Origin of the sequence: Rudanella lutea DSM 19387 (assembly GCF_000383955.1) — a bacterium.
Classification (GTDB): Bacteria; Bacteroidota; Bacteroidia; order Cytophagales; family Spirosomataceae; genus Rudanella; species Rudanella lutea.
In genome coordinates this window covers 2,402,543-2,419,792 of sequence record NZ_KB913013.1, presented here as the reverse complement: position 1 = coordinate 2,419,792, position 17,250 = coordinate 2,402,543, and the positions used below count along the sequence as shown (strand labels likewise).

At 52.9% G+C, this 17,250-nt stretch carries 10 protein-coding genes; 1 reads left to right on the top strand and 9 read right to left on the bottom strand.

Annotated features, from left to right (window positions below):
- Window positions 1-38 precede the first annotated feature (38 nt).
- A complete protein-coding gene (locus RUDLU_RS0110005) occupies window positions 39-2,891 on the bottom strand; it encodes a PAS domain S-box protein (RefSeq protein ID WP_019988237.1) in 2,853 nt (950 codons plus the stop codon).
- A gap of 4 nt (window positions 2,892-2,895) precedes the next feature.
- Window positions 2,896-3,435 carry a heme NO-binding domain-containing protein gene (locus RUDLU_RS0110000; RefSeq protein ID WP_019988236.1) on the bottom strand — a complete coding sequence of 180 codons (540 nt, stop codon included), beginning with the start codon at window positions 3,433-3,435 and terminating at the stop codon, window positions 2,896-2,898.
- A 223-nt stretch (window positions 3,436-3,658) separates the two neighbouring features.
- Here RUDLU_RS0110000 and RUDLU_RS0109990 point away from each other — a divergent pair, with 223 nt between their 5' ends.
- Window positions 3,659-4,207, top strand: coding sequence for an RNA polymerase sigma factor (locus RUDLU_RS0109990; protein ID WP_044129404.1), 549 nt, complete (start codon window positions 3,659-3,661; stop codon window positions 4,205-4,207).
- Between the two features lie 162 nt (window positions 4,208-4,369).
- Here RUDLU_RS0109990 and ppk1 read toward each other — a convergent pair whose 3' ends face one another.
- From ppk1 to RUDLU_RS0109950, 7 genes are all read right to left on the bottom strand, one after another.
- Window positions 4,370-6,601, bottom strand: a complete 2,232-nt coding sequence (ppk1, locus tag RUDLU_RS0109980) for a polyphosphate kinase 1 (RefSeq protein ID WP_019988233.1) — start codon at window positions 6,599-6,601, stop codon at window positions 4,370-4,372.
- Window positions 6,602-6,754: 153 nt separating this feature from the next.
- A complete protein-coding gene (gyrB, locus tag RUDLU_RS0109975; RefSeq protein WP_019988232.1) occupies window positions 6,755-8,764 on the bottom strand; it encodes a DNA topoisomerase (ATP-hydrolyzing) subunit B in 2,010 nt (669 codons plus the stop codon).
- Window positions 8,765-9,094: 330 nt separating this feature from the next.
- The gene (locus RUDLU_RS0109970; RefSeq protein ID WP_019988231.1) at window positions 9,095-9,499 is read right to left on the bottom strand and encodes a hypothetical protein; all 405 of its coding nucleotides are present in this window, start codon (window positions 9,497-9,499) and stop codon (window positions 9,095-9,097) included.
- 95 nt (window positions 9,500-9,594) lie between these two features.
- A complete protein-coding gene (locus RUDLU_RS0109965; protein WP_027302926.1) occupies window positions 9,595-10,803 on the bottom strand; it encodes an alanine dehydrogenase in 1,209 nt (402 codons plus the stop codon).
- 81 nt (window positions 10,804-10,884) lie between these two features.
- The gene (gene tsaE, locus RUDLU_RS0109960) at window positions 10,885-11,298 is read right to left on the bottom strand and encodes a tRNA (adenosine(37)-N6)-threonylcarbamoyltransferase complex ATPase subunit type 1 TsaE (protein ID WP_019988229.1); all 414 of its coding nucleotides are present in this window, start codon (window positions 11,296-11,298) and stop codon (window positions 10,885-10,887) included.
- A gap of 220 nt (window positions 11,299-11,518) precedes the next feature.
- Window positions 11,519-13,246 carry a RagB/SusD family nutrient uptake outer membrane protein gene (locus tag RUDLU_RS0109955; protein WP_019988228.1) on the bottom strand — a complete coding sequence of 576 codons (1,728 nt, stop codon included), beginning with the start codon at window positions 13,244-13,246 and terminating at the stop codon, window positions 11,519-11,521.
- 1 nt (window position 13,247) lies between these two features.
- Window positions 13,248-16,520: a SusC/RagA family TonB-linked outer membrane protein gene (locus tag RUDLU_RS0109950; RefSeq protein WP_027302925.1), complete on the bottom strand. Its 3,273-nt coding sequence runs from the start codon at window positions 16,518-16,520 to the stop codon at window positions 13,248-13,250.
- Between the last annotated feature and the right edge of the window lie 730 nt (window positions 16,521-17,250).

Below are 17,250 nucleotides of genomic sequence, written 5' to 3'. Positions count from 1 at the left end.
GATGCGCGATAAATGCCTCTCGCTCCTCTCTCAATTATTCACGGCTGAGCTAGCTTTTGTAGCTCGTTTTTTAGCAATGGAATGGCCTCATTTGTATGCTTGATAATATCGTTGCAGTAAACGGCCACCAGCTCGTTGTTGCTATTCTGACTGGCGCTACGCTCAATCTGAGCCATTTTGGTCTCCAGTTCTGTCAGCCCGACCATGCTAAAGGTGGGTTTCAGTTTGTGGGCCAGCCGGGCTACCTCTGCCCAGTTACGCTCGGTGCAGAGGTCGTTGAGCCGGTTGATTTCCGGGACAATCTCGTTCAGGAACAATTCGAACATTTCGGAAGCGGTACTCAGGTCGGGGCCGTACATATCGTGCAGATGCCGCCAATCAAGTCCTGAGTCGATTGGGACAGACGGATTCGCATCGGGCAACTCGGCGGGGGTATATTGCCGAAGCAGAGCCAGCAACTTGGGTGGGTCGAAGGGCTTGGTTAGAAAATCGTCCATGCCGGCGGCCAGAGCAATATTCTTATGGTCGAGCATGGCCGACGCTGTCAGCGCAATAATAGGTACGTGCTGATTGGGGTTGCGCGTGCTCCGAATGGCCACCGTAGCCTCGTAGCCGTCGAGTACGGGCATCTGAATATCCATCAGAATCAGGTCGAACTTATGTTGCCGGCATACCTCAATGGCCTGCATACCATCGGGGGCGAGTGTGTACGAGATCCCCCATTTGTTGAGCAGACTGCCGATGTACTTCTGATTCATGGTGTTGTCTTCCACAACCAGCACATGGCCCAGCCGCCACTCCATCATCGGCACCGGGCTAAGCACCGGCACCGGTGCCGGTGCCGACTGCGTAGCCGAACGGGTAAATGGTAGAATAAATGTAAACACGCTCCCCTCACCAACCCGGCTTTTGACCTGAATTGTACCGCCTTGAATTTCAACGAGTTCTTTGGTGATGGCCAGGCCCAGGCCCGTACCCTTGTGTTTGTGCCCCTGCGGATTTACCTGTTTGAACTTCTGAAACACCAGTCCAAGTTTTTCGGTCGGAATGCCCACCCCCGTGTCGGCCACCGAAAACTCAATCCAGCACTGGTTCTGTTCCTCTTTCCGAATCCGGGCCGAAATCTGGATGCTGCCTTCTTCGGTAAACTTATCGGCATTGCCCACCAGGTTGGTCAGAATCTGGTTGAGCATCACATCGTCGCCGATGAAATCACCGTTGATCCGGGCGTCGAGCATCACGTCGATGTTGATGGGTCGCCCTTGCAGTTTCATCTCGAATACTTTCTGCGTGCCGCGCATCAGGCCTGCCAGATCAAACGGGCGCGACTGAACCTCAATGCGGCCGGCCTCAATTTTGGTCATATCGAGCAGGTCAGAAATCAGACTGTGCAAAAAGTCGGCTGAGGTCTGCAAAATCTCGATGTACTCCTGTTGCTGGGCCGTCGGGCGGGTATCAAACAGCAGGTGCGACATGCCGATGATGGCATTCAGCGGGGTTCGGATTTCGTGGCTCATATTGGCCAGAAACTGCTTCTCTGCCTGCCGGGCCTCGTCGGCCAGGTGCTTGGCCGTTGCCAGTTCCTGTTCCAGTTGTTTGCGGGCGGTAAGGTCGTAGTGAATACCCATAGAGCCTACCTGTGCGCCATGTTCGTCCTGAATGGGTACCCCGCTGACCAGTACCCAGATTCGGGACCCATCTTTTCGCATCAGCTGCAACTCGTACGAACCGGCCGTGCCGAGTCGGCGTTGCTGTTGTTGCTCACTCAGCACGGGAATAAACTCGGGTGGTACCAGCATGTTGGCTGCATTCTGACCAACCAGCTCGTCTTCGCGGTAACCAATCATTTTGCAGAACCGGTCGTAGGCCCGCAAAATCGTCTGGTCATTGTCTACTTCGAGTAATCCGAGTTCCATGTTGTTCATGATACCCCGGTATTTTTCCTCGCTCCGGCGGATGCGTTCGCGCGTGGTATTTTTCTTCGTAACGTCGGTGTATTGCCATAGGTGACCCAGGCACATGCCATCCATCAGAATCGGGATGTAATCCTGTTCCAGGATACGTCCGTTGTTTAGCCGGATTTCGGTGCCGACTGATGCCTGCCTACAGGCGAGCAAAGCGTCGGTTCGGGCTTTGAAGCCTTGTGGGTCATCCACAGGGTTACCCGTCAGTGCGTCGAGCTCCGTATGACAGAGGCCTGTTAACTGTTGGGCGCTGACGGATATACCAAACAGGTCGCAGAATAGTCCGTTGGCCAAAATGATCCGGCGGTCCTGCGTTTCGAGCAGCACACCCGACTGCAAACTGGAGATGAGGGCCGTTAGCTGAATCTGAGTGGTTTGTAGGGCTAGCTCGGCGGTTTTCCGGGCAGTCACGTCCCGGGCTACAGCCACCATTTCAACGACTTCATTGTTCTGCTCAATAATCCGAACGGTTTGCCCAATCCAGACCGTCCGGCCATCTTTGGTAAGAATAGGTAGTTCGTAGTAAGTGCTGCTTTTACGTTCTTCCAGCACGCGCTGGTAGTAGGTAATGAGTGCGCCCTTGTAGCCCTGCTCAACAAAGTAACTCGCGTGTTTGCCAACAAACTCGTGCTCTTTGTAGCCCAGCAACTTTTCGGCTACCGGGCTGATATAGGTGAAATAGCCATCGGGCGAAATTTTATAGATAATATCTTCAATCGACTCGATGAGTTGGCGATGCCGTTGCTCACTTTCCTGGAGTTCGGTTAGTTTATTCTGGATTTCAAGCTCCAGATTTTCATTCAGGTGCTGGAGTCGGGTGTTGACGTCGTACAGTTCAAGCGCCTTCTGCTCCAGAATAGCCTCAGCCTGCCGACGGGCGGCCTGTTCGCGGGCCAGCCGCCGTTTTAGTAATTCGATGTCGTCCATATGGTTAGCGCTTTACGATATCGAATAAGACCTGACTTCCATCGTCGGTAAGGTCTGTTTTGGTCACTGTTGCCTGCTCGCCAAAATGCTCCAGACACCCCTCAATTAGACCGTGGGCAAAATCGGAAAGTTTACGCTCCGACGTGTAGTGCATGGTCAGGTGATCGGGGGCGGGCTGCTCAACGGAAAAATGGGGCAGCTCGGCATCAGGATAAAGTTTACGCACTTCTACAGAATGGTATTCCTGGATAAAATGGAAAAGGCTAAACGCTGAATCACTACGGTCTAACAGCTGGCGGTAGCTCCGGGTAAATATGTTGAACATGTATTGCCCGTACGACCGTAGCAGTTCAGGTACTGATTGGTTAGTACGCTGGCTTACCTGTTCAACGAGCGTAATCATTTCGCTGTGGTTATAGGTGCCTACAGCCGCATAAATTCCACCCGAAGGCAGGTCTGATGTCGTAAGGATTTGGTCGACAATGTCGTATCCAAACCGCTCTTCGACCATCTCCAGAAACTCTGTGAATACAAGTCCTTTCATCGTACTTAGCTAACCGGTAGGTTAAGTACGTAAAGTTATACATATAGAAAATAAAACATATAAATGGGGTATGTTAAAAAGTGGTTATTACCGAAAAAGGGGTAAAAAATGCAGTTCATCGAAATCCAAAGACCCATGAATTATAGTATATACATTTTTGCAAGCCAGAGAGGGGAGAGGGATCTTTTCATTCTGACAAAACCCATGTGATAAAACAAACTGTATGAGAACCCTCATGACCGATGAAGAGCTGATTCGGCAGTATTTGCATTCCGGAACGAATACCTGTCTGGAGGCTTTGTACAATCGCTATTCGACTAAGGTGTACCAGCGCTGTATGGCGGTGATACGAGACACAAACAAAGCCCAGGACTACACGCACGACATTTTTATCCGCATCTTCGCCCGGCTCGATCGGTTTCAGGAGCGGTCGAGCTTTGCAACCTGGCTTTATTCTATTTCGTACAACTACTGCATTGATCAGCTTCGGGCCGATAAGCGCTTGATGATGACGGCTCTGGATACCCAAACGGATTACCACTCGTACACGACCGAGGAGGCCGACGGGTACGAATACAATCTGCAACTGCTCTCGAAGGTGATGAAAACCATGCCTGACAACGAGGCCCGACTGTTACGGTTGAAATACCAGGAAGGGTTAGATATTCGGCAGATTGCGAGTCAGCTAAATATTAATGATAGTGCCGTGAAGATGCGGCTGAAACGTTCGCGCGAGCGGGCCAAACGATTGTATCAGGTGGCAGTATGTTAAAAAGGAAGGCGCATTTAGGCAAACGGCCGGATCAATCGTTTTGATCCGGCCGTTTGCTTTTGTCTTTGTACGTGAATGAACAATGCACAATGGAGAATGACTCATCCTGCTGTTTATGAGCTTGCTCGTTATTCATTCTACACTGTCCATTCTACGTTTAATTTACAGGTTAGCGATGGCGTGTTCCTCGCTTTCGTCGAGATGAATTTCAGGCGCCGGTTTGTCCATATGCTCACCCTCGAAGAGCCGGGCCTGCATCACATCCGACCAGTTGACGTCGAAAAAGCGCTGGTGAATATTAAACGGCTCTTCGCCTTCGGCAACCTGGCATTTCTGGTACGTACCGTCTTCGGCCAGTTCGTAGGCGTTCACGTTGTCGCGCAGGTTGTAGCTCAGAATATGGATGGCCTGCTGTTTTACCCGGTCGTCGGCCAGCAGAAACAGCGATTCGATCCGCCGGTCGAGGCTCCGCACCATGATGTCGGCACTACCGCCGTAAACCTTGGGTTTGCCATTGTTGTGAAAATAGAATATCCGGGTGTGTTCCAGGTAGTCGCCTACAACCGAGCGAACGGTAATATTCCCACTTAAGCCCTCGCGTTTTGGCCGCAGACAGCAAATACCCCTGACAATGAGCCGGATCGGCACACCCGCTTGTGAAGCCTGATACAGCTCATCGATCACGGCTTTGTCTTCGAGCGAATTGATTTTGATGCAGATACCGCTCGGAACCCCCTGCCGGGCGTTTTCGGCTTCGGCCTGAATTAACTCGATTAGCTGGTTGCGCATGTTGCGCGGGGCCGTAATCAGGTACTGGTACCGGTTGGGCAGCGAGTGCCCCGTGATAACGTTGAAAAACTCGGCAATGTCGCGCGTGATAATTTCATTGGCCGTGAGCAGGCCAATGTCGGTGTACATTTTCGAGGTTTCTTCGTTGTAGTTACCGCTCGACAGGTGCGCGTATTGCACTACGCGGTCGCCTTCGTTACGCACTACCAGCAGCAGCTTGGTATGGGTTTTAAACTTGCTGATGCCGTAAATCACGAAGCAACCCGCTTTTTGCAGGCGCTGAGCTTCCCGAATGTTGTTTTCTTCGTCGAAACGCGCTTTTACCTCAAACAGTACCGATACGTGTTTACCGTTTTCGGCGGCTTTGAGCAGGGCTTCGGTCACGCGCGAATGCTTAGCCAACCGGTAAATAGTCAGCTTGATGGCCAGCACCGTAGGGTCCTCGGCAGCCTGTTCGAGCAGCTGAAGTACCGGTTCAAAATTATTGAACGGATGATGCAGAAACAGGTCGCGCTCCCGGATGGTCTCGAAAATGTCGGCTACCTTCTCGCGGTTCAGGCCCAGTGGGGGGACCGGCGGATGTGGCACGGGCATATCATCCTTAAAATCAGGGTATTTGATGATCTGCCACAGGCTGGTGAAGTCGATAAGTGAGGCTGCTTCAAAGAGGTTATAATCGTCGATTTCCCACCGTTTTTTCACCAGCTTGATCATCCACTCAACACTGGGCTCGCCGTAGTCAACCGTTTGGGTTTCAACACGCACCACCCGCCCGAGTCGTCGGTTCTTGATTTTCTGCTTTACCTCGTCGATGAAATCCACCTCGGCATCGTCGCTTTCTTCGAGCGTGAAATCGCCGTTGCGCGTAATCCGAAACAGGTTTACGGCCAGGATCTCGACGTTGCGGTACAACTTTTTGATGTTGTGCCGCACAATTTCCTCAATGGGTAGAAACAGGGTCTCGCTTTGCCGCTCAAATGTCATGAAGCGGGGCAGGTTGGCCGGAATCTGCACAAACGACAGCCGCTGCCGGTCGTCTTCATCGCCCGACAGAATCTTGCGGCCGTCGGCCACGTCGGTGTTTTGGGTCACGACCCCGAAGATCAGGACTTTAGCCAGCAATACCGGGAAGGTATGCGTGTAGTCGTAGATCATGGGGGTGAGCGTCGGGTAGATCGTCCGGTCGAAATAATCGTTGGCCTGACTTTGTTCGTGCCGGGTAAGGTCGGCTATCTGAACAATACGCAGCTCGTTTTTCTGAAATAGGGGCAGGAGTTCGTTCTGGTACACGGCCTGTTGCTCCTGACTGAACTGCTGCGCGGCCGTGAACAGGGCTTTGCGAAACGGAATTTCGCGCAGACCCGAATAGTCGACCCGCTGTTTGTGGTAATCAAGATAATTGTACAGACTACCCACCCGAATGGTAAAGAACTCATCCAGATTCGATGCCGTAATGGCCAGAAACTTAAGCCGTTCCATCAGGGTTCGTTCGGGGCTACGCGCCTGATCGAGTACCCGTTCGTTAAATTTCAACCAACTCAGATCACGACTGAGGTAGTCGCTCTGATCAATAACACTGCTTACTTTTTCGCTGACTTTAGCCATATGACCAGGTTCCCCCGCTGAGGAATGCTTAGGGTTCGTCAGTTTATTGATGAATTGTTTCAACATGGGTTCAGATCGTTCTTGTGTGGGCTGTCTGTCAAAGTAAAACAAAAAAGCGGGCTGTTCTGCCCGCTTTCGCAACTGTTTTTATACTTAAACGTCCACTCGGGCGTATTTAGCGTTCCGTTCGATAAACTCTCGGCGGGGCGCCACCTCGTCGCCCATGAGCGTTGAAAAGACGTGATCAGCGTCGGCGGCCGACTCAATCGTTACTTTCTTGAGGCTCCGGCGCTCGGGGTCCATCGTGGTGCTCCAGAGCTGTTCGGCGTTCATCTCACCCAGACCCTTGTAACGCTGCACGTTTACGTTCTCTTCCCGGCCCGAACCGGCCAGCTCACGCACGGCCTGTTCGCGCTGTTGCTCGGTCCAGCAGTAACGCTCTTCCTTCCCCTTTTTCACGAGGTACAGGGGAGGCTGCGCAATGTACACGTAACCGTTGTCGATAAGCGCCTTCATGTTGCGGTAGAACAACGTCAGAATGAGCGTCCGGATGTGCGACCCGTCGACGTCGGCATCGGTCATAATGATGACCTTGTGATACCGAAGTTTTTCGAGGTTCATGACCGTCTCGTCGTCTTTCTTTTCGAGTCGAACGCCGAGGGCCGTCCAGATATTCTTGATTTCTTCGTTTTCGTAGATTTTATGCTCAAGGGCCTTCTCTACGTTCAGAATCTTACCACGGAGGGGTAAAATGGCCTGAAACGCCCGGTTACGGCCTTGTTTGGCCGTTCCACCGGCCGAGTCCCCTTCCACGAGGTAAAGCTCGCAGCGTTCGGGGTCGGTATCTGAGCAGTCGGCGAGTTTACCCGGCAGGCCGGCTCCCCCCATAAAGTCTTTACGGTCGGCCATGATCCGCTTGTACGCCTGTTCGGCAGCAATGCGGGCCTGAGCCGACACGAGCACTTTTTTCACGATGCCCTGCGCCGTTTTGGGGTTTTCTTCCAGCCAGGTTTCGAGCAGTTCGTCCATTGCCTGACTCACGGCCTTCACCACCTCCTGATTGCCCAGTTTGGTTTTGGTTTGCCCTTCAAACTGAGGCTCCTGCACCTTCACCGAAATAACGGCCGTAAGCCCCTTGCGGAAATCTTCGCCCGTAAAGGTGAGCTTCCCCAGATTCTTGAACTTATCGGCGTTCTTGTCGGCGTATTGCTTCAGTACCCGCGTGAGGGCCGAGCGGAAGCCCTGCACGTGCGTGCCGCCCTCGTGGGTGTTGATGTTGTTTACGTACGACAAGACGTTTTCCGAGGCCTCGTAGTTGTACACCAGGGCCACCTGCACGGGCGTAGAGCCTTTGGTGCTCTCCATGTACACGGGGGCCATGCCGTCCAGCGAAGGCCGGGTTTCGTCGAGGTATTTTACAAACTCAACCAGGCCACCTTCTGAGAAAAACTCGGTCTGATTGATAGGCTCGCCGGTTTCGTCGAGCTCCCGCATGTCCTTCAGGAAAATCCGGATGCCTTTGTTGAGGTAAGCCAACTCGCGCAGACGGCCCGCTACGGTGTCGTACCGATACACGGTTTCGGTGAAAATGCTGCCGTCGGGTTTGAAGTGGGTAATGGTCCCGGTATCGTCAGCTTCGCCAATCACGCGAACGTCGTACTGCGGGATCCCGATTTTGTATTCCTGCTCAAAGATTTTGCCTTCGCGGTGAACCTCCACGCGGACATCGGTCGAGAGGGCGTTCACGCAGGATACCCCCACGCCGTGCAAACCACCCGACACTTTGTAGGTGTCTTTGTCGAACTTACCACCGGCATGAAGCACGGTCATGGCAATTTCGAGGGCCGACTTGCCCATTTTGGTATTGATACCCGTTGGGATACCCCGGCCGTTGTCGCGCACGGTGATGGAGTTGTCGGCATTAATAGTGACGTGTATGGTGTCGCAGTAACCGGCCAGTGCTTCGTCGATAGAGTTATCGACCACCTCCCAAATCAGGTGGTGTAATCCTTTGATCCCAACGTCGCCAATATACATGGCCGGGCGCTTGCGCACAGCCTCCAATCCTTCAAGAACCTGGATGTTGTCGGCTCCGTACTCCCCCAGGGGGGCCGAGTCGGCGGTATTGGTCAGAACGTCGGTTTCGATCAATTCGTTTGTCATAGTATGCTCGTAGAATATCAGCGAATCGGTTTTGTCAGGGGTCTGGAAAAACGCTATAAATAGGCGTTATCAGATGGTAAAAATACAAAAAACATTCGTCATTTCCTACGATCTGCTCCAAGATTGACTGAATGCATAAAAAAACGTGGTCCTTGCAGAGAACCACGCCCAAAAACGTGTTTTTGCCCTTAAAACGTGGTCTTTAGTGTCATTTCGACCGCCCCTGACCGGGTGGCCAACATTCGGGTAAGCCGATGGTCGGATTTGCGCCAACGTTCTGGGAAAAATCTTATTAATTTACTGCAACCGATTGTATGAGCACAGAGGGGGTCAGTCTTCTGGAAACGGGATGTACACAAACCCCGCAAACTCGTTGTGCACTACAAACAAGCAGCAGTATTCATCGGGGTTTTTGTAATGCTCCTTGAACAGCTCGACCGACTCCGGCCCGATGAGCTGCCGTTGCACAAACTCGTCCACAAACGTGGCTTTGTAGTCCCACGTATTAGCCAGCTCTTTGGCCCCAATCAGCAACTGACCCAGTTCCAGGGGACGTTGAGAGGCCACAAAAATGGGATAATCCGAAAAGCCACGCTTCCGGATTTGGTACGAAGCCTCTTTGAGCTGATCGGCCACCAGCACAAAATCGGCTGAAATCAACCCCATCAATCGTTTGTTGATGTCGGGTGAGTTCGCGTCGTCCAGCAGGACGTTTTCGTTACTATGGTGTATCATGTCAGTGAACAGTTAACAACGAGCAACCAACAGTGAACCACGAAAGGTACTATCAGACTATTGGTTGTTCACTGTTGGTTGTTCGTTGTTCGTTGTTAAAACCGTGCGGCCAGCAAGAGCTGCAAATCCTTAAATCGCATACTGAACTTGCGGGCAATGTAGGCATTGGTCAATGTGCCTTTGTGGGAGTAAACACCTTTCATGAACCAGCGGTTCTTGTACATCATTTCTTCGATGCCGCCAATGGTGCCGGTTTCGAGCAAAAACGGCAAAAAGATGTTGCTCAAAGCCATGCTCGCCGTGTGGGCTACGCGCGATGCAATGTTGGGCACGCAGTAGTGAATGATGCCGTGGTGCTGAAACGTGGGGTTTTTGTGCGAGGTCATGCGCGACGACTCAAAGTTGCCGCCCTGATCAATGGCTACGTCGACAATGACGGCTTCGGGCCGCATTCGTGACACCATCTCGTCGGTTACAACCACGGGGCTGTGCCCATCGTCGCCCCGGATGGCTCCAATCACCACATCGGCCCGTTCGATGGCCTCAGCCAGGGTGTCGGAGTCGATAATGGCGGTGTAAATAGGTTGCCCAACGGCGTATTTCAGGCGTTGCAGTTTGTAGAGGTGCCGGTCGAATACTTTAATGTCAACGCCCATACCGTGGGCCGCCCGGATCGCGTATTCGGCCACGGTGCCCGCGCCCAGAATCACCACTTTGGTGGGAGGTACGCCCGTGATGCCGCCCAGAATGACGCCCCGCCCGTTGACACTGCTGAGGTACTCGCCCGCAATAAGCATGACGGTACTGCCCGCAATTTCGCTCATGGTTCGGATCACGGGGAGCCCTCCGCCGGGATCTTCGATGTACTCGTACCCGATACCGGTAATCTGTTTTTCGTTGAGCCGCTCGAAGTACCGACGCTCGTGCGAGGGCAGGTTGAGCGCCGAAATCAGGGTACTGCCCGACTTCAGGTAGGCAAACTCATGATCGACCAGCGGCTCTACTTTCAGAATCACGTTCGAGTCGAACACTTCTTCGGGTGAATACACAATCTGAGCCCCGGCTTCGCTGTAGTCGTTGTCGCTGAACTTGGCCCCGGTGCCGGCCGCCGTTTCGACCACCACCCGGTGACCATGGCGTACCAGAATCGCGACGGCCTCGGGTGTGAGGGCGATGCGGTTTTCCTGAAACGAAACCTCTTTGGGCAGGCCAATCTGAAGGCTGTGCTTATCCGTTCTGACGGCCGCCGGGGCTTCTTTAGGGTACAAAGCCGTTTGCTTGGCTAATTCCTCGAATCCAGTCACTTCTTTAAGTGATGAGTTATAAGTGATGAGTGATGAACGAGAAGCTTTAAGGGCTCATCGTTTATCGCTCATCACTCATCGTTAACTTATATTTACAGTGCGCTTACCGGTGGGATCGGCCGTAAGCTGTACCCGAAAATGCGGGGTTGGCCAGAGGGCTTCAATGCGTTCGGGCCATTCGACAAAGCAGTAGTTGCCCGAGTCAAAATACTCTTCCAGACCAATATCGAGTGCTTCGGCTTCGTTACGGAGCCGGTAACAATCGAAATGATAAATCGGGTCTCCGCTCTGGGTGGTGTATTCATTGACGATCCCGAACGTGGGGCTCTGTACCACGCTGACCACGTTTAGGGCCCGGCACAGGGCTTTAATGAGCGTGGTTTTCCCGGCACCCATATCGCCCTCGAATAGCCAGACCCGATGCGGCCCGGCCTCGCTGAGCAACCGGTTGGCAACCTCATCTAATTCGTCCAGCGATTTGAAGTGAAGTGTCATAGCGTCCCTAATAACGTCACGAAGATACGATTTTTCAAGCTGCTACCCGACCGGTCGGTTACTTTCCGGGCTGTAGGCAGCTGGCCCGATTATACCCGCTGCCCGATGAGCTGCGGGCTCAATGCAGACAAAGGGAGAGTGGGTAAAATGCCGAAAGTCGGCCTGTACACACGCAGACGTATGCACAGGCCGACTTTCTGGCGTTTGTAACAGGAGCGGTTTAGTAACCCGGATTTTGCTCTAGCGTGGGTTTTCCGTCTTTCTGGCTGTTCAGAATTTCCTGCAACGGAATCGGGAAGTACTCGTGCTTACCTTTCACAAACTGTACCCCTCTGAGGTAGCTGCGCTTGGCGCTCTCGGCCGCGTAGTATTTGTTCAGCACCTCGTCGGCAATGCCCCAGCGTACCAGATCAAACCGGCGGTGGCCTTCCATCGCAAACTCCAGACGCTGCTCAAACTGCACCGCTTTGCGGGCCACGGCGCGGTCGGTCCAGGCGGTTGCGTACTCCTTAATGAGATAGTTGGCGGCTGGCGTTCCGTCGGCGTTTTTCACAAAACCATCGGGGTTGGCGGCCCGCTTCCGAATCCGGTTGACGTAATCGCGCGCTTTTTCGAGATCGCCGATTTCGGCTTCGATTTCGGCCAGCCACAGCAGTACGTGGCTATACCGGATCATGCGGTAGTTGTTGGCGTTCAGACGGGGGTTGCCTGCAAAGGTGTTGGTACCCACATCCGAACGATACATGACGTGCTTCTTGGGCGAGTAGGGGCCACCGTAGGCCTGATCGCGCACGTAGGCTTTACCGGGGTGAACGCCCCAGTCGAGGTACGGAACGCCCCGGCGGCCCACCGTCCAGTCGAGACGAGGGTCGAGCGTGCGGGTTTCGGGCGTAAATGGAGCTGTCGACTCAATGCCCTGGTCGCTTTTTACGTCGTTGTCGTTAAATGTATCGATCAGAGGCAGGCCACTGGCGTCGGTCTTGAACGCGTTAACGAGGTTTTGCGAAGGCTGGAAGAACCCACAGCAGGTTGTGACGCCCCCACCCCCGTACGGATAGTTCAGGGTTGAGCCGGCATTGCCGTTTTCACCGCCCGACGCGCCGTCGTTGACCGAGTACTGCACCTCAAAAATCGACTCCGCGTTGTTGTTGGTTACAGCCCGGAAGTTATCGTGGTACCGATCCATCAGCCGATATTGGTTGCTGGCAACAATACCCTCTAGCAGGGTTTTGGCTTCGGCGTATTTTTTCTGGAACAGATACGCTTTGGCCAACGTAGCCGCAGCCGCCCACTTGGTAGGCCGCCCAGCCTGGGTTTGTTTGGCAGGCAGAGCCGTGTAAGCCGCATTGAGGTCTTCTACAATTTTGGGCCAGATGTCGGCCGTATTGGTCAGCTTGGCACTTTCGAGGTTGTTGGGGTCGTACATCTTCTCGTCGATGTACACCACCTTGTTATACATTTTTTTCAACTCGAAGTGAAAGTGGCCGCGCAAAAACCGGGCCTCCGCCGTTACAAGAGCTTTTTCGGCATCGGTCATGTCTTTGGCACCGGTCAATGCCTGCAGGGCATCGTTTACCCGCGCAATACCATCGTACATACCCCGCCATTTGCCCCGGAAATAGATATTGTCCGACTGGATGTTGGCCTGCTCGATGAGCGAAATAGGCGGCTGGTCACCGGCAATTGTTCCTTTGTAGGCATCGTCGGAGGCTACACTGCCGTACACCCAGTTGTCGGCGCCAACCTGATACGAGCGGTAGGCTCCTTCGGGCGTGGCCCAGCCGTCGAGCAGGGCGTAGGCACCCGTCAGCAGGGCGTTGACACCCGCTTTGTTTTGCAACGCCGTGGCCGACAGGGCGGCTTTGGGCTGCACATCTAAAAATTTATCGGAGCAGGACGAAGCCGCTACCAGACAGAATATGAATAGGATGGAGGTAATGCGTTTCATCTTAGAAAGAAAGGTTAAGGCCGAGTAATACAGTTTTAGCAACCGGGTACGCACCACCGTCGACACCGATCTGGCGGTCGTTGCCGGCTGAGTAGTTCCGCAGGTTGATTTCTGGGTCCATACCTGAGTACTTGGTAAACGTCAGCATGTTCTGGCCCTGGATATATACCGACAGACCACCCACCTGAAGCTTGTTGAGCAGGGCCTGGGGTAGCCGGTACGTAAGCTGAATGTTTTTCAGCCGGAAGTACGAACCCGATTCGAGGTAGTACGTCGAGGGCTGAATACTCACCTGATCGCTTGAGGTCAGGCGGGGCAGAATGGCATCGGTCGCACCGGGCCGCCACGACTGGTAGAGCATCCGGGTAGAGCGGTTACCGCCAAACGTCGGGAAGTCGGTCCAGTATTTTGTGTAGTTGAAAATCTGGTTGCCCTGAACGCCCTGACCAAACAGGGTAAGCGAGAATGTACGGTAGTTTACGCCCAGGTTCAAGCCATACGTGAAGCCGGGGTGCGGGTTACCAATGATAGTCTGATCTTTGGTGTTGATTACCCCGTCGTTGTTCACATCGCGGAACTTGAACCGGCCGGCTACGTTTTCTGTGGTGGCATTGCCAAACTGCACCGGGTGCGCCTTGGCTTCTTCGTTGGTTTGGAAAATACCATCAACAATATACCCGAAGAACGACGAAATAGGGTGGCCCTGCTGGGTTACCACGAAGTTCTGAATCCGCTCATCGTTGATACCGAAGTACTGCGTATTAGGGTCGCCATTCGTTTTGGTTACCTCGTTGCGATACGTGCTGAAGTTGGCCGAGATGTCGTAGGTTAGGTCGCGGAGGGCAGTACGGCCATTGTACGTAATGGCGAGGTCGATACCCTTGTTGCTCATCTTACCGATGTTCTGGAATGGCACTGAGGCTACGCCCTGCGTGAGCGGAGCCGCCACTGGGAACAGCATATCGCTCGTTTGGCGGGTGTACCAGTCGAGGGCCACCGTCAGGCGGTTTTTAAACATCGAAGCATCGATACCGATGTTGGTGCTGGTTGTGGTTTCCCATTTGGCCTTTGCGTTACCGAACTGGGTAAGTTCGTAGCCCGGCACGGCGTTAGTGCGCGAGCCGTTGAGGTCATAAAACGACGTGATTGGGTTGGTACCAAACTGGGTAAACGAGTTGTAGTTACCAATTTCCTGGTTACCCGTTTGGCCGTAGCCAACGCGCAGCTTGGCATCGTCGAGCCACGATACATCTTTCAGGAAGCCCTCCTGCGAGAAGCGCCAGCCCGCACTGACAGCCGGGAAATAAGCCGTTCGGAAGTCGCGGGCAAAGCGTGACGAGCGGTCACGGCGCAGAGTTAAGTCGAGCAGGTAGCGGTCGTTAAAGGCGTAGTTGACTTTAGCGAACTCCGACGCGAGGCTCCAGTTTGAGGCTGTTCCGTTGTTGGTTTGAACCCCCGTACCGGCGCTCAGGTAGCGGTTGTCCAGATCGTCGACGGCGAAGTTAGTCCGGCTGGCGTCGAAGGTCTCGAAGTAGCTCTTGATGGCCTCTGTACCAGCAATAATGTTGAGCCGGTGCAGGCTCCCCAGGTCTACGTTGTACGTCAGGGTGTTGTACCAGGTCCAGGTCCAGTCGTAGTTGTTGCTCGTCTGAAGCAGGTTTGACCCCCGGGCTTCGGCCGATTCGATATCCCGAATCGTGTAGTTGCGCAGGTTGAAGATGTTGTAATCAATACCGAAGCTGGTACGGGCGGTCAGGTTCTTGGCCACATCAACTTCGGCAAAGGCATTCCCGAAAAGCCGGATTTCCTTCTGCACGTTGTTGCGGTTCCGATACAGCAGCGCTACCGGGTTGTTGGCATTGTCGAGGTCGCCCCCGCGTGTACCGGCAAAGGCCCCGGTTACGTCGTACACCGGAATAATGGGCTGAATCCGGTAGGCAAATGAAATCGGGTTACTTTCGGCGTTGTTGCCGTTGGGCTGCCCGATACGCTCGCCATAGGCTACCTGGAAGTTTTCGCCCACGCGCACCCGCTTGGTCACGTTAAACTCGGTATTGGCCCGCAGGGAGTACCGCTTGTAGCCGGTGTACTGCATAATTCCCTGCTGGTTGAAGTAGTTCAGGCCCATTGCGTACCGGCCCGATTCGTTACCGCCCGATACCCCCAGCTGATGGTTCTGAATCGGGGCTACCCGGCCGAATACTTCTTCGAGCCAGTTGGTACCTTCTTTATTCGCCTTGGTAATGAGCCATTTGGTCTTGTTGAAATCGGCCCCGTCAATGTTGTTTCCGTAGTTGATGTAATTGCCGCTGGCATCGCGGGCTACGCGTGGATCGCCTTCAAACGCACCGCTCGGAAATACATAATCAGGAATAACGGGTGTGGCCCCATTGCCAAACTGCGAGTGAACGGGGTTGCCGTTGGCCGCTACAGCCCCGGCGTTTTTCCGCGATTCCCAAACCAGGTCGGCGTACTCTTTGGTGTTGAGCATGTCGAGCAGTTTGCCGTGCCGCTGCGAGCCGTAGTAGGTGTCGTAGGTAAACTTGGGCTTACCGGCTTTGCCTTTCTTGGTTGTGATGATCACCACCCCGTTGCCGGCCCGCGATCCGTAGATAGATGAGGCTGATGCATCTTTCAGAATCTGCATCGACTCGATATCGTTTAGGTTGAGGGTGTTCAGATTCCCTTTGGTCGGTACGCCGTCGATTACGTACAGGGGCGAGTTATCATTGATGGTACCGAACCCGCGTATACGTACCATCACACCACCACCCGGCGAGTTGTCGTTACCGACCTGCACCCCCGATACCCGACCCTGTAGAGCCTGCCCGAGGTTAGTAGCGGGTACCGACAGAAGCTGCTTCGTATCAACGGTGGCAACGGCCCCGGTAATGTCGCGCTTCGATTGGGCACCGTACCCAGTTACAACTACCTCGCTTAAGGTCTTAATATCGGGCCGAAGCTGAATATTAATCTGGGTTTTGTTGCCAATAGTTACCTCCTGGGATTCAAAACCGATAGCAGATACCGTCAGACGATCCCGGTTGACGGGTACGTTGAGGGTATAATCGCCATTAGCGTCTGTTACTACTCCCGTTTGCGTGCCTGTAACAACAATGTTCACACCGGGCAGCCCTGCATTTTCGCTCGCGTCTGTAACTCGACCGGTAATTTTACGGTCCTGAGCTATCGCTGAGACAGCCATAAAACAGCAGAAAACGCAAAGCGTAAGCATAGATAGCCAACGCCCTGCGTTCGGGTAATTTTGTTTCATGATTAATTTAATTGGTTAAAGATTAAGTTGGACAACTCAGGGGCCAAAAGTCGGGCATTGGCTTACCTAAATCAACGATTTAGCATGAATTTAATAATTTTATAAATGCAAATAAGTATTTATCCCTCTTTGGTATATATAAATGAACAAAAGGCTGACGTTTAATAATTATAGCCTGCCATTTAGCGTTAGTTTGTCTAACTAACACAAAAAATACGCGGTCTTGATGTACTTAAAATAGACTAGTGCTTGCAAGTACTGGCGTGTAAGTGTTTTTGCTTAGTTAGGTACAAGCCCTATACGTTGTGTAAGAAAACCACTGGGTTTCGGTTAATTTGAGATTATCGCCAGGGGCCGTACGGAAATGAAATAATTTTTACTAAGTCTGATTTATTATATTTGCGGACAGAAAGAGAATATAGGTCAGCAACGCGCTGTACGTTACATAGATATTAGTACTAGGAAACTGGTGCGAAGGCAAACAGTCAATTATTTGGCTGTTTTTAAATGGTGTGGATATAGTCGGAAAGCTATTTGGGAGATCCTGAATAGCTTTTTTTTGCCTTTACTTAAGTATTAAATGAATTTTAACGCCTGCTTAACACCTGTTTAATCCGGCTCTGTCATCTTTGTATCACCAAACCAGACAGAACAACGAAGTCGGTTTCGAACATAAGTATTTGCTGTAAGCATAAAGATCCTTTACAAAGGGAAGGTTGAACATCAAGGT